The following is a 13,542-nucleotide window of genomic DNA, read 5'->3' on the forward strand; positions in this document are numbered from 1 at the left end:
GATCCCTGTTGTGCAGCTGGCGAATTCAGACCCATTCGTCGTGTACGGCCTGGAATAGAGGACCGAACGCGTCGTGGAGGTAGGGAGCAAAGCGTCGGGCGAGATCTCGCCCCGCCTGCGTGTCGCTGGGATAGTGGAGGCCAGCCCATTCACGGTTTTCGGCGACGTTCTGAGCGATGCGGGCTAGCTCGTCGGTGGCCGGATGCTCCGGCAGGATCGTCGAGAATGCGAAGGCGATCGAAAAGCACTGGAACGAGTGGTTGCTGGGATAGGACTCGTGGACGGGCACGGCCAACAACGGTCGCAGCATGGGCTCGAACTGGTTTGGCCGCAGCCGGTTGAACTGACTCTTGTAGATCAGTCCCACATATTCGCAGGCTGTCAGGATCGCCTGGAAAAGTCCTTCCGTCTGCTCGAAACCGCCGAGATCCTCGATATGCAATGCGCGAGTGAATTCCGTTACGGAGATCGTCGACTCGATCAGGATGTCGGGCAGGCGCCGCGCACGTTCTCGATCGCGGCGTTGCATGGAAAGCAGCACCGTCGTTTCGAGACGGGTAAAATCGGGGCCTGGCGGCGGCAGTATATCCAGCGTTTCCCAGGTGAAGCGCCGCGCCGCGGTATAGGCGTTGCGCGACGGCTGCTGGTGCAGCCTGCGCAACTCGAAGGAAGGGATAAGCTGCGACACGCCAAGGCTGGCACCGTCCATCGTCGTCTTGTTCTTGTTTTTATTTTTATTTTTGTTCTTGTTTTTGTTCAGCGACGCCTTGTTGAGCACCGACTTATTCGCCACGCTCTTGTTAAGGACCGAGGCTACGGCCATCGTCGCCATCATAGGCCCAGCCAGGAGCGATGCATCTTCATCCGCGCCGACGAAAAGCGCAGGTTCGGAGACGGAATCAGGCGCAACCGGCGATGCACCAGCGACAGGATCAGCCCCGGTATCGTCCCTGGCTTCGCATGGAAGAACCGTATCGGGCTCAATCCTGAATTTATAAGTGTTTAGAAATGAAACGATTTTTGATTGCGATTCCACAGTAATGTCTGCTTCTTCCATTGCAGCCTCCTTACGCGAAGTTCTGAAAAATTGTCCGGGTTCAGCGCAGCTTGGCGCCCGCCTTGAGCAGGCCGTCGACCAAGATCTGGCCGCCGCCTGTATTGAGCAGCGGATAGCCGCTGCCGCTAAAGGCATTGATAGAGAAGCCGCCCTCGACCGCCTCAAGACGCTGCAGGTAATGGCGCGCGCCGCCTAGATCGCCGAAATGAGCATGGCTGGAGGCAAGATAGCGCAGCAAGCTGTTGAAGTTCGGCCGTGCCCGCAGGGCTTCTTCGCCTGCAGCTATGGCTGCGGCATGATCGCCTGCAAGCGCTGCTGCAATGCATTTGGTCGTGTCGAAGTAATACTTATGCGGGCTGTAGACGCCGAGCTCTTGTACCCAACGCGCCATGGCCACGGCCTTGTCGGGCTGGCCAGCATAGCAATGAAGCATCGCATAGAGATCCCAGCTGAGCGGCAGGGCCGGGTTCAGGCGGATCGATTTTTCAAACAGGTTGGCCGCATAGTCATATTCGCAGAACAGGAACGAATGGACGTGGCCGACGAGCGCGAGCGATACGGAATTCTGCGGATCGAGTTCCAGCGCTTTGCGCGCATAGGCCTGAGCTTCCTCGATCAGATGCGCGTCAAGCGCGTTGAAACGTTGACCAACCTGGAAAGTCCGGATGAATGACAGCCAGGCAAAAGTCGATGACCGCGGCTGATACTGGATCTGTTCTTCCAGGCGCCGCTCGGCGTTATCTAGATCGCCGCGCGACAGCCGAAAGATCGCATTGACGGCGTCGATCAGCAGGCCGTCTTGCGACAATCGACTGTCGTTTGCGTGGGTCTCTTGGAAATAGGCCAGCTGATCGACGGCGTGGCTGATTAGCGCAGCGGCCGTGCCGACCTCGCCCCGCTCGAACTGCGTGCGGTTGATTGCCTGACTGCCCAGCCAATGAATACGGTTGTTGATCAGGTGCTTCATCACCAGTTCGATCATCACCATGTCACCGTCAAACGTGAGGCGAAGCTGTAGGCATATCGGAAGGCTGATCTGCTGTTCGCTCTCTTCAATATCTGGCAAGGTGAAGGAGAGGTCCCTGACGCCAATGGCCAGCCCATCGATGATGGCTTTTGCAATGAGATTCTGGAACCGTGTCGCAGCAATTTGTCCGCCCTCTCCAGCACCCACCACGATAGGGGGCTGAAGGACCATGATCCATTGCCAGTCACCGTCGGCCGGCCGCCGATATGGGTTGCTGCTGGCGATTTCCACGGATTTGCCTCGTCTTGGCAAATCCGGGGCGCCTGTCAAAGGTAGCAAGGCGGAATGTTTGGCGATATCGCGGCTCGGCTGCTGTCGCGGCTCGAACACATCGTGGACTTGTCCTTCATTGACCCGGCTATACCAGTTCTGCCGTTCCAGCGTTAACCAGTCCTCGAATTCTGGATCGCGGATGTCTATACCTTCGAGCAATTCGTCGGTGATTTGATCCGCTGACCGCTTTGTCCGAACCACCAGCTCGGTATCAAGCACGAGTCGGTCCATATCCAGCCAAACGGTATTCTTATCCGCAATCAAGAGATCACGTGCAGGCCCCAGAGTCTTATGAATGTCCAAAAGGGCCTGGCGCAGACTAGCTGCCGCCTGGTCGTCAGAGCGGTCGCTCCACAATTTGTCCCTAAGCCAGATTCTCGAGCGCGAGCCCCGGGCGGACAATGCAAGCATCGCCAAAAGAGCCTGGGCTTTTTTGGATTTCGGAGTGACCGATCGCCCCTCAGCGTCCACAAGGGCAAAAGGCCCGAGCAGGAACATCCGAAACGGATCTTGCTCCTTGTTCATGCGATCCACCGGCCCCGCCCCCGTTGCCTCCGATGCGCTCGTTTGGCAGGCCGAAGACCTGGCATCTGGAGACCAGTCTGCCATACCTGCGGCGCCTGGCAAGCAACCGGGAAGGGAAATCGGGATTCCGAAAGGAAGATCGATGCTTTGGTGATGATTAAACTGAAGCATAACCGGCTGAGGTCCCTCTGCGTAACTTCGCAAGCCGGTCGTAGCGCCCTGCCGTCAAAGCAGCGTCAAAGCAATGTTATTTATCCTTGAGCAACGCCTCGAAGAGCTTGACGAGACTCGTTACGGCTTGGGGGAACAGATAGTTGCCATTCATAGTCGTCCCGCTGAAGCTGATGAGCTTGCAAGACCAAGAACTCACAAAGGGTGTGTCTTGGCTCTTCATGGTGTCTGTCCTCTGTCCTCGGACTGAGGACACTAAGCCGGTGGGTGTGGAGGTGTGGGCCAATGACAAGTGCGCATGTTTTAACGTTATCGTGGTTGGCTCGGGAGCCAGCACGTCTTCACGGGCAGGAATTGAAGCTTGTTGCGACCCGACGGCGGACGTCCACTTGGTCCATTCTGTCGTCAAGCCAGTTCATCTAATTGCTGCGATGTCTACTGTACCTGGCTTGCCTCCATCACGAGCGAGCCTCGCGGCAGCTTTTTGAAACGCCGCGTTGACCGGCGTTGCGACGCCGTGAAGCCGGCCGAGACGCACGATTTCGCCGTTTAGATAACCCACTTCGCTCGATGCGCCACGGGCAAAGCTCTGCCAGGTCGACTGCTGGCCGGGTTCCAATCCATCGGCGAGCGCAGCCTGCCAGCTGGAAATATCGATCGTCGACTCTGACGGCGCCGCCGGGTCGTACCCGGCAGCCACCAAGACCGCATGCGCTTCGTCCGCGAGGTCAGTCGCGGCCTTTTTACGGGCCTCTTGTGTGCCAGCGAACAGCTCGACGGCGTTGGTGACATTGTGCTTCAGCTTAGCGGCCTTCCAGCGGAGAGTATCCGATCGGACCTCGGCGAGATATCCGGCCCTTCTTAGATCTGAGACGATTGCCGACGCGGTTTCGTCCGCTCCGTGAGGATAACGCCCGAGCGCGACAACGCCGATGTTCGGTCCACCACGTACGACAACCTCACCGGTCACGGTGTAGCGTGCCGGGATGCGAATACTGGCCGCATAGACATGAGTAAAGCGCCGGAGCGCGATATCTTCGGCCGAAAGCCCGTTCTGGAATGTTACCAGTGGCAGTTCCGAGGCGACGCCTGTGCCGTCGACATCGTGCCAAGCCCAGAAATTGGTTGTCGCCTCCACATCCTGCGCCTTGACCGTCAAAAGGAGTATATCGTCCGGCGTCAGGCTGGCGGGGTTGCCGTGTCGGCTGCATTGAGGCGAACTACCCGACTTTCCGTTGAGCGACGATAGGAAAGGCCATGAGCCGCGATATGCGCGATCTGAGCGCCGCGCCCGACCAGCACGTAAGGAATGCCGTGGGTTTCGAACTCTGCTGCGAGACTCGCGCCAACCGCGCCGGCGCCAATGATGATGTAGCGTGTCATTTAAACTCTCTGTCCATTCCCGTGATGTCAGGCTGTTCTGAGGATGGGAAGATCTGACGAGTGGCCCGATGAGGCGGCCTCCTCCCGGTTCCACCGGTCGAAGGCGGCGCGACCCAGAATGGAAATGGACGTGTCTTCCTGTGGAGCATGCACGAGCACGGATTGAATGTCGCGGAAGTGTCGCTCAAGTCCGAGTTCGGCGTTGAGGCCCGGATTGCCGATGCCGCGCACCGCGATCTGGACGGCCTCGCGTAGTTGTCGGCCGGCGATGATGCGGGACCTTATATACCTTTCTGCGTCGTCCGGGCCGGCCTTGAGCGCGTCGAAGATGATCTGGCGGGCGCCGCAGACGAGCAGGTCGATTTCACCCGAGAGCGCGACAAACCGCTCGGTGCGGGCGATGGGATGGCCGAGATTGGTCGGCACCCGCTCATGCGCGAAGCGGATGAAGGCTTCCTGCGCGGCTTCCGCCACGCCGAGATAGATCGCGGTCAAGGCCAGCGTCATTGCCGCGTGTGCCCGGTTGTCCTGCTGGGCCACGGAGGGATCGACAAGCTCCAGCACATCTTCCGCCGGGATTTCGACATCGGTGTATTCGACGTCGTGGGAGCCGGTGGCGCGCATGCCGAGGCTGTTCCAGTTGTCGATCACTCGAATGCCCGGCAGTCCATTCGGCACGACGAAGGTTCCGACCCGCGCCGGCGTTTCGTCCGTATGCGCCCAGACGAGGAAATGGGTAAGACCATGGGCCCCGGTCACAAAGCGTTTGCGGCCCGTGATCGACCAGCCGTTCGCCGTGCGGCGGGCAAGCGTCGCCGGCAGGCCGCCACGCGCCGGCGAGCCGAGCTCCGGTTCGACGCGGGCGGCGTTGAGCAGCAGCGGGCGCTGCTTTCCCTCCACCAGCAGACGCCTATAGAGATTTTCCGGCCAATGGTTTTTTGCAGCCTGGCCGAGATGGTTGAAAATCGTCATGGCGCTGATGAGCGCGACAGATGGATCGCCCCGACCCAACGCCGCCAGGATCTGGGCGGCATCGTAAAGCGTGGCGCCCCCGCCGCCGTGACGGGCGGCGACGGTGCTTTCAAGGAGGCCGCTTTCGTGAACGGCACGGATGCCCACCCATGGAAACCGACCGCTGCGATCCGCGTCCGGCGCGGCGTCTGCGAGAGCCCGGGCCGTCGCGTTCAGTAGGTTTGTGTCGTAGGGCATGTCTTTCAAGCTTTCCGATAGAGCCAGCAATGCCTTTCACGCAACGAAGACCGCGTCACCTGCTGGTGGGCTGCATGTGAGATGAATCCGGACCGGCCGGGGATCATCACGCGGCGGTCTTCTTCTTGGCCTCTTCCCGCTCGCGGATGCCCTCGCGCACCAGCGGCAGGACGTAGCGGCCATAATCGACGGCGTCGTTGAAATTGTCATAGCCGCGGATCGAGATCAGGTCGGCGCCGAGATCGATATAGTCGAGGATGGAATCGGCGATGGTGCGCGGCGATCCCACCAGCGCGGTGGTGGCACCGGCAGCGTTGGTCGCGGTAACCGTCGGATACCATAAGGCGCGGTCATGCACGTCGCCGCGTGCAGCAATGTCCAAGAGCCGCTGCGACCCGGCATTGGCCGGTCGCGGGGCCGCAAGAGGCGAACGCGCGAGGCCTTTCTCGCGGTTGTCCTTCAACCGGTCCAGAACTCCGTAGGCCTTTTCCCATGCCAGTTCATCGGTTTGTGCCACGATCGGGCGGAAAGTAACCCAGATACGCGGACGGTCGGTTCTGCCTGCCTTTGCCGCTTCCGCATATATCCGGTCGATCTGCTGCTTTGTCTCCGCAAGCGGCTCTCCCCAGAGCCCGAAAATGTCGCACAGCGAACCTCCGATCCGGTAGGCGGCGTCCGACGAGCCGCCGAGCGAAATGGGAATAAGCCCATGCGTCGGGCGCACGGCGCTGCGGAATTGCTTGAACTGATAGTACTTGCCGTCAAAATCGAAGGGGTCTGTGGACGTCCAGGCGAGACGCAGAATGCGAATATACTCTTCCTGCCGCTCGTAGCGCTCCTCCTTGTTGAGGAAGTCACCTTCACGAGCCTGCTCGTCGTCACTGCCGCCGGCAATGAAGTGGACGACGACCCGGCCGCCGCTCAACTGATCGAGTGTTGCAAGCGACTTGGCTGCGACCGTTGGATAGACGGTGTTTGGCCGGAGTGCGACGATGATCTTGATGTTCTTCGTGTGCGCCAGGACCGTGGCGCCGATCGTAAACGGGTCGAACGATGACGAGGAATAGGGGATAAGCGTGTAGTTGAAGCCGTAGTCATCGAGCGCGCGGGCGTATCGTTCAAGGAAACGCGGATCCACCGGCGCGTCGGGAAGAGGGTTGAGGTCGCTCGAAGCGTTGGGAAAGCTGACGCTGATGAATTCCGCGGGCATGCGAGCTCCTTTGAACTTTTCGACGATTGGAGTGACGATAGGACGCGCCCTGTCGGTGAGGAAGACAGGTCTTTTCTTTTTACAGTTAAACTATAGAAAATATAAACTAAGCTCGGTGCTTCGCGACGCAGTTAGGATCCAGGCGACCAGCCGAGGCTCAGAGCCACAGTGTCCGTAAAGTCCGTCAGCAGCCGCACGTTCTCGGCAAGGCCGAAGGCAGGCGGCAGGAAGAGCACGACCTCATCGGTGGCGGCCAGGCCCGGATCGTTCAAAACTGCCTCGATTACCTGGTCGGGAGTTCCGTGGAAGACAGGGGAGATCTGACTTCCCGGTGGCTGATTGGTCCGCGCCGTCGGATCGAGCGCACCCTTCGGCCGAGAAGCGGCAATACCCAGGGTGCGGCGTTCGAGGTCGTAGGTGGCGTATTTCTCCCGAAGCTCGGCCGTGGTGCCGACGAGGACCGAGGCGGCGACGGCGACCGGTGGCGGCTCCGTGACCCACGTCCGGCGCCAGGTGCTGCGATAGGCTTCGATGATGCGCGCCTGGTATGCGCCAAAGGTCTCGCCTTCTGCGTGGTCGTGCTGGACGGTGCCGGAGATAAGGCCGATCCCGAGTTCCGCGGCCTGCACGGCCGAGCCGAGGCTGGCGGAACCCTGCCGGATACGGGAACGCAAGGTCGGGCTATGCGGCGTCACGCGGAGGCCGGTGCCTTCCGGGGCGCCTTGGCCGGACCCTGCGACGGTGTGAAGGATCTCGCCGGAGATCGCGGCGAGGAAGCGGGCCTGCCGTCGCTTGGCCTCTGTGCGCGCGTCTGTATCGACCGCGCCGAAGACGGCGTCGAACGCCGCGTTGGCGCCCGTCGAGATCGCGAGCTCCAGCCGACCGTCGATCAGCAGGTCCGTCGTGCCCGCCGCTTCCGCGAGCAGAATGGGGTCCTGGTAGCGCATCGGGATGACCGCCGAGCCGAGCGTGATATCCTTCGTATGCTGGCCGGCCGCCGCAAAGAACGGGAGCGGCGAAGACAAATAGTGGTCAAAGTGCCGCTGATAGGCCCAGCCCGACTGGTAGCCTAGCCGCTCGGCAACCTTGAACAGCTCGATTCCGTCGCGCAGCCCCTGTGCCGGTCCCGCCTCATCATTGAAGGATACCCGGGTGTTGAAGCCGATCCGACGCTTGGCCCGAAACGATGCAGGTAACGCACCGGCAGGCGCGGTGATGGTCATGCGATCTGTTCCTGATTGATGATCCGCCGGGCCTGCCGATTTGACAGGCGGGCGCTGGGGGCGGCGCCGGACGGGATCGATTTCAGCAGCGATACGGTATAGGGCTGCTGCGGGTTGTCGAATACGTCGGCAATCGTCCCCTCTTCGACAATGCGCCCGCGCTGCATCACCGAGACGGTGTGGGCGAGTTGACGCACCAGGGCCAGATCGTGGGAGACGAACACATAGGTCAGGCCAAGGTTCGCCTGCAGCGACAGCAACACTTCGACGATGTCGGCCTGGACGCTGACGTCGAGCGCGGACGTGGGCTCGTCGAGCACGATCACATCAGGCTTGAGGACCAGCGCGCGGGCAATGGCGACGCGTTGGCGCTGGCCGCCCGACAAGGCTTCCGGTTTGCGGGAAAGCAGATGCTCGCCGAGCCCGACATTGGCGAGCGCCTCGCGAACCCGCTTGACACGCTCTTTGGCGGCTCCGATCTTGAACCGGTCAAGCGGCTCACGCACCAGTTGCTCGACCTTCCATGTCGGGTCGAGCGAGGTGAAGGGGTTCTGGTAGACGAGCTGAAGATGGCGCCACATCGAACGCAGCGACTGGCGCGAGCGACCGGTAACCTGATCTCCGGCGACTGTGATTTTTCCGCCATCGGGCTGCTCGAGCCCAAGAAGCAGCCGAATGGCCGTCGTCTTGCCGGAGCCCGATTCACCGACAAGCGCATGCGTGGTGCCGGCTGCGACGGTGAATGAGACGTCGTCGACGGCCGTCAGCACCTTGCCATCGACCGCGAAGGTCTTCGTGACGGCACTGACATTGATCTTCGGTGGCTTGCCGCCGGTATTTAGGGAACGGAAGCCGGGGTCGCGCAATCTGGCGTATCGGTCCGGGTTCAGGGCCGGAACGTCAGCGTGGAGTTTCCTTGCATAGTCCGACGCAGGTGAGGAGAAGACGGCCGAGGTGCTGCCGGACTCCTGGACGACGCCATTCTTGAGAACCACCAGCGAATCCGTCCGCTCGGCGGCGATCGCCAGATCATGCGTGATGAGAAGCAGGCTGATATCGAGTTCCTGCTGCAACCGGGAGAGCAGGTCGAGAATCCGCTTCTGGATCGTGACGTCCAGGGCGGAGGTGGGCTCGTCGGCGATGAGCAGCGATGGCCGCGGAAGTACAGCAAGCCCGATCAGCACGCGCTGCAGCATGCCGCCCGACAGCTGGTGCGGATAGGAATCGTACACGCGCTGGGGATTGTCGAGCCCGACCTGCGCGAACATCTCCAGAATGAGCCTCTTGCGGGTTGCCTTGTCAGCCTCGTCGAGGAGTACCGCCGCTTCCATCGCCTGGGCGCCGATCGTCCGCACCGGATTGAGAGAATTGCCTGGGTCCTGTGGGACGAAGCCGATGGCCCGTCCCCGAAGCGGCCGGAAAAGACGCTCCGGCAGCCCCAGCACGTCCTTGTCGTCGAAGGTGACGCGACCGGTGGCATGCGCCCCGCCGGCCAGCAGCCGCAGCACCGCGCGGGCGATGGTCGATTTGCCCGAGCCGGATTCGCCGATGAGCGCGAGGCTCTTGCCGCGGCCGAGTTCGAACCCGACGTCGCTGACGACCTCCTGCGGCCCGTAGCGGACCGACAGGCCGTCAACCCGGAGAACTGGGGCCGGCCGCTGCGGCGCATTGATTTCGAGGCGGGTGAGAGTGGAGGTCAGTCTGTCTTGCGGAGCCATCTGCTGATCCTGTTCACTGAGAGGACGGTGGCGATCGTGACGAAGGCGGGCGCGTAAACCAGCCATGGCCATTTGAGGTAATCCTTGCCGATCGCGATCAGCAGGCCCCAGTCGGAGGCGGGCGGCGGGTCGCCATAGCCGAGGAAAGCGAGGCTGGCGATAATCAGGATCGAGTCGCCGAACTGCAGCACTGCAAGCGGCAGCACGGAGCGCGATGCGTTCGGCAGCACGTGGCGCGACAGGATGTGCCAGCGCGAGCCCCCGAGGAGAAAGGAAGATTCGACGAATGTCGCCTGCCGGGTCTTGATCACTTCCGAGCGCATCACCCGGGCGAAGAGGGCGACAGCCGAAACACCCGTCGCGATGGCGGCATTCGTCGTGTCGAAGCCGATCGCGGTTACGACGATGACGGCGAGCAGGAATTTCGGAATTGCCAGCAGCACGTCGACCAGGCGGGCAAAAACGGTATCTACCCAGCCGCCCAAGAAGCCTGCCAGCAGGCCGATGAGGCCGCCGGCGAAGACACCGATGACGACGGCGATCAGCGCGCTCGCCACGGAGGAGGCCGTGCCGTAGACGACGCGGGCGTAAAGGTCGCGCCCCAGGTGATCGGTGCCGAGCCAGTGTGCGGCACTTGGGCCGAGCAGCTTCTGGGCGGGAATGCCGCTGACCGGGTCGTAGATCGTGAACAGCCCCGGCGCCAGCGACCAGGCGATCGCCAGCCCCACGATCGCGAAGGAGAGTGCGACCACCGGCGGCACGCGCAGGGTCGTCAGCCGGCCGGCCGGCCCCAGGCGCGACGCAGAATGGATAGAGCCGAGGGTCATGACGTCACCGCCTTGGAAATGTCGACAGAGCTTTCGTCGGCCGCGGTTGGACGACGCTCGGGCGCGCCGAGAAGTTTCACGCGCGGATCGAGGAGCGGATAGGTGAGATCGGCAATCAGATTGACGATCACGAAGACCATTGCTGCGAGCGAGACGACCGCTTGAAGCACGGGCAGATCCTGAGTGCTCACCGACCGCTGCACCAGGCTGCCGAGGCCGTTGCGCCCGAAGACCGTTTCGGTGATCAGCGAGCCGCCGAGCAGTTCTCCGATCGTCAGCGCGATAACGGTGATGACCGGAAGCGATGATGGCTTGAGCAGGTGCTTGGCGAACAGGCGCATCTGCCCGAGCCCGCGGCCGCGCGCGACGGCGGCGTAATCTTGGCCGGACTCATGATCGAGATTGGCGATGAGAACTTCTGCGATCTGCGCCGAGATCGGAATTCCCAGAGCAATCGCCGCAAAAAGCGTCGCCCAGAAACTGTCGGGCTCGATGACGCGGAAGACGCCAAGCTGGAAGCCGAACAGATGGATCAGCACCAGGCCGATGACGAAGTTCGGCACCGACAGGAATAGCGATGGGAAGGCTCGCAGCAGCCCCTGACCAAATCGCTTTGGCAGAAATTGCGTGCCATAGGCGATCACCGCCGACAGCAGAAGCGCGACGACAAGGCCCGTGGAGGCAAGGATCAGCGTCGATGGGAGCACTTCGGCGATCAGCGTCGCCACCGGTCGATTGGTGCGCATCGACAGGCCCAGATCGCCGGTCACGAAACTGGAAAAAGCCGTCCACAATTGAACCGGGACCGGCTTATCCAGGCCCTGCGCGGCGATGATTTCCTTGATCTCCTCCGGTGTGAACCCATTCTGAGGATTGTTCAGCACGTTGGTGATCGGGTCGCCGGGCAGGATGCTTACGACGACGAAGGTGAAGACATAAGCCAGCAGGATGACGACGATCGCCTGGACAAAACGCTTTCCGGCGTAGTTCAGATAGGCCTTGCTCATTCCAGCCACCTTCTCGCGGTTCTCGGATGCGGGTTAGTCGGTTTTCGTGGCCGTGTAGTAGCTGGCATAGGCAACGCCGTTGTAGACCTCGCCCTTGAGCTTGGGAGACTGCACATAGATCCGCTGAACGATCTGCGTACGCGGGATGAAGTAGCCCTGTTCCAGGATGTATTTCTGCAACTCGTCCAGCAGCGGTTTGCGGATTTCGGCAGAAGCGGCGCCAGCGATCTTGTCGCGCAGCTCGTTGAGCGTCTTGTCGCTCTCGTCGAGGGCGAACCAGTTTTCGCCGTTGTTGGCGTTCGTCAGGATACTGGCGACGGTCCCGGCATCGATGAAGCTGCGCGTCACCTCGTAAGCCGGGACAGCTGGACCGCCATATTTCACCTTCTGGCCAAAGGTTACGACATCATAGGCGCGGATGGCGACTTTCCAACCGATCTTGCCAAGCTGCTGGGCGATGAGCTCGTCGACCGATTTCGAGGTTGCGAGGTACGGGTTGGAATGCAGTGTCAGCACCAGCGGCTGGCCATTCTTCGTGCGTATGCCGTCTGCCCCCTTGGTCCAGCCCGCCTCGTCGAGGAGCTTCTCGGCCTTTTCGGGGTTGTAGGCGAGCAGGGCGCTTTGGTCCGTCGCTCCCGGCACGTTGCTCTGGATGAATGACGTCGCGAGCTTCCAGTCGGGCGTATAGACGGTGTCGATGATTTCGGCGCGGTTGATGCCGGCCTGAAGGGCCTGGCGGACCCTTACGTCGTCATAGGGCGCGAGCTTGGTATTGATCGCCCAGCCATTGACGAAGCCGAGGTAGCGCGGCGTTGCGACGGCAAATCCCTCCGCCTTGAGAGACTCCAGCTCCTGCGGCGAGGCGTTGTAGGCGACGTCGGCCTGCCCGGACTGGACGGCGGCGACGCGCAGCGACGGCTCGGAGACCAGCTTGTAGGTGATGGTATCGAGATAGGCTGGACCGGTATGTCCCACTGCCGCCGGACCCCAATTGTAGTCCCTGCGTTTGACCAGCTTGACGAAATCCCCTTCCTTCCAGGAATCGACCACGTAGGGGCCGCTGCCGGAGGTCTTGCTGAGATCAGCCTGATCGCTGGCGGGCTGTGCGATGGTCTTGGGGGAAATCAGGATGGAGCCATGGTAGCCGAGGGTCGGGATGAAGCCGAGCGTCGGCGCCTTGAAGAAGACCTTGACTGTGGTCGCGTCGATCGCCTTGGCATGGTCATAGGTTTTCGGGAAGAGACCGATCGGGTTGATGCCGTCGCTCTTGCGGCCAGCGTACCAGATGTCGAGATTGGCGACCACGGCCGACGCGTCGAGCGGCGTGCCGTCGGAGAAAGTCACGCCGCTTTTCAGATGCAGGGTGAATTCGGTGGCTTTGTCGTTCTGCTCCCAGCGCTCGGCGATCCAGGGACTGACCTTGCCGTCAGCATCGACGTAAAGGAGCTTGTCGGTCACATGGCCCCAGATGTGACCCTGGAAGCTGGAGATCGCGCTGTTGTTCGGGATCCAGGTGTCGCCCAGCGAGTCGATCAAGAACGTGATGTCACCGCCGTTGCCGTCAGCGCCCTGAGCCGGGGAGACCCCTACTGTTGCCACCATGGCGGCGGTCACGGCGATGGAAGCCGTCATGATAAGATGGCGTCTGGTCAAGGAGAGCAAAGATGAGCGTTCGGTCATAGAAGTTCCTGATGGTTCGCGTGGCTGCGGTTGCCGGCAGGCTCTTGCCGTATCGGCATGAATTCAAATGGCTTGCGGAGCCGGATGGTCTGTTACCGATGCTTCGCCAATGCTTGCGATTGCTGCGTTCTGGCTCGCGCCGGAAAGTCCATGGTCATGAAGCGGTCCTGTTGTTCGACAAGAAGATCATGACGCCAGCGTAGGGGAGGGAGGTTCGAGGGAGAAAGACCAG

The 13,542-nt window shown here is 61.6% G+C and carries 9 protein-coding genes and 1 pseudogene; all 10 read right to left on the minus strand.

From position 1 onward, the window contains the following. Positions 1–25: 25 nt before the first annotated feature. The 10 genes and pseudogenes from BLP23_RS15180 to BLP23_RS15225 all read right to left on the minus strand — a co-directional run bounded on the left by BLP23_RS15180 (position 26) and on the right by BLP23_RS15225 (position 13,310). Positions 26–1,057, minus strand: coding sequence for a phosphatase PAP2 family protein (locus BLP23_RS15180; protein ID WP_092585642.1), 1,032 nt, complete (start codon positions 1,055–1,057; stop codon positions 26–28). Between the two features lie 40 nt (positions 1,058–1,097). After that, positions 1,098–3,053 (minus strand): SARP family transcriptional regulator, encoded by a 1,956-nt coding sequence (locus BLP23_RS15185; RefSeq protein ID WP_092585643.1) that lies wholly within the window; start codon positions 3,051–3,053, stop codon positions 1,098–1,100. A 415-nt stretch (positions 3,054–3,468) separates the two neighbouring features. Continuing rightward, positions 3,469–4,436: pseudogene (locus tag BLP23_RS15190) on the minus strand (ketopantoate reductase family protein). A 27-nt stretch (positions 4,437–4,463) separates the two neighbouring features. Beyond that, positions 4,464–5,645: an acyl-CoA dehydrogenase family protein gene (locus tag BLP23_RS15195; RefSeq protein ID WP_092585644.1), complete on the minus strand. Its 1,182-nt coding sequence runs from the start codon at positions 5,643–5,645 to the stop codon at positions 4,464–4,466. 106 nt (positions 5,646–5,751) lie between these two features. Continuing rightward, positions 5,752–6,855: an LLM class flavin-dependent oxidoreductase gene (locus BLP23_RS15200; RefSeq protein ID WP_092585645.1), complete on the minus strand. Its 1,104-nt coding sequence runs from the start codon at positions 6,853–6,855 to the stop codon at positions 5,752–5,754. A gap of 131 nt (positions 6,856–6,986) precedes the next feature. Continuing rightward, positions 6,987–8,078 carry an LLM class flavin-dependent oxidoreductase gene (locus tag BLP23_RS15205; RefSeq protein WP_092585646.1) on the minus strand — a complete coding sequence of 364 codons (1,092 nt, stop codon included), beginning with the start codon at positions 8,076–8,078 and terminating at the stop codon, positions 6,987–6,989. Next, on the minus strand, positions 8,075–9,796 hold the full coding sequence (locus BLP23_RS15210) for a dipeptide ABC transporter ATP-binding protein (protein WP_092585647.1): 1,722 nt from the start codon (positions 9,794–9,796) through the stop codon (positions 8,075–8,077). The genes BLP23_RS15205 and BLP23_RS15210 overlap by 4 nt, the downstream gene beginning before the upstream one ends. Beyond that, positions 9,775–10,623, minus strand: coding sequence for an ABC transporter permease (locus tag BLP23_RS15215; RefSeq protein ID WP_092585648.1), 849 nt, complete (start codon positions 10,621–10,623; stop codon positions 9,775–9,777). The genes BLP23_RS15210 and BLP23_RS15215 overlap by 22 nt, the downstream gene beginning before the upstream one ends. After that, on the minus strand, positions 10,620–11,630 hold the full coding sequence (locus BLP23_RS15220) for an ABC transporter permease (protein ID WP_092585649.1): 1,011 nt from the start codon (positions 11,628–11,630) through the stop codon (positions 10,620–10,622). Before BLP23_RS15220 ends, BLP23_RS15215 begins: the two co-directional genes overlap by 4 nt. A 33-nt stretch (positions 11,631–11,663) precedes the next feature. Continuing rightward, positions 11,664–13,310: an ABC transporter substrate-binding protein gene (locus tag BLP23_RS15225; protein WP_092585650.1), complete on the minus strand. Its 1,647-nt coding sequence runs from the start codon at positions 13,308–13,310 to the stop codon at positions 11,664–11,666. Between the last annotated feature and the right edge of the window lie 232 nt (positions 13,311–13,542).

The sequence above is a fragment of the Rhizobium mongolense subsp. loessense genome, assembly GCF_900099775.1.
GTDB lineage: Bacteria > Pseudomonadota > Alphaproteobacteria > Rhizobiales > Rhizobiaceae > Rhizobium > Rhizobium loessense.

Excerpts from the sequence above, each read along its gene's own strand:
- BLP23_RS15210 (WP_092585647.1), bottom strand. The coding sequence starts at position 9,796 with ATGGCTCCGCAAGACAGACTGACCTCCACTCTCACCCGCCTCGAAATC.
- BLP23_RS15225 (WP_092585650.1), bottom strand. The coding sequence starts at position 13,310 with ATGACCGAACGCTCATCTTTGCTCTCCTTGACCAGACGCCATCTTATC.
- BLP23_RS15185 (WP_092585643.1), bottom strand. The coding sequence starts at position 3,053 with ATGCTTCAGTTTAATCATCACCAAAGCATCGATCTTCCTTTCGGAATC.
- BLP23_RS15215 (WP_092585648.1), bottom strand. The coding sequence starts at position 10,623 with ATGACCCTCGGCTCTATCCATTCTGCGTCGCGCCTGGGGCCGGCCGGC.
- BLP23_RS15180 (WP_092585642.1), bottom strand. The coding sequence starts at position 1,057 with ATGGAAGAAGCAGACATTACTGTGGAATCGCAATCAAAAATCGTTTCA.
- BLP23_RS15195 (WP_092585644.1), bottom strand. The coding sequence starts at position 5,645 with ATGCCCTACGACACAAACCTACTGAACGCGACGGCCCGGGCTCTCGCA.
- BLP23_RS15205 (WP_092585646.1), bottom strand. The coding sequence starts at position 8,078 with ATGACCATCACCGCGCCTGCCGGTGCGTTACCTGCATCGTTTCGGGCC.
- BLP23_RS15220 (WP_092585649.1), bottom strand. The coding sequence starts at position 11,630 with ATGAGCAAGGCCTATCTGAACTACGCCGGAAAGCGTTTTGTCCAGGCG.
- BLP23_RS15200 (WP_092585645.1), bottom strand. The coding sequence starts at position 6,855 with ATGCCCGCGGAATTCATCAGCGTCAGCTTTCCCAACGCTTCGAGCGAC.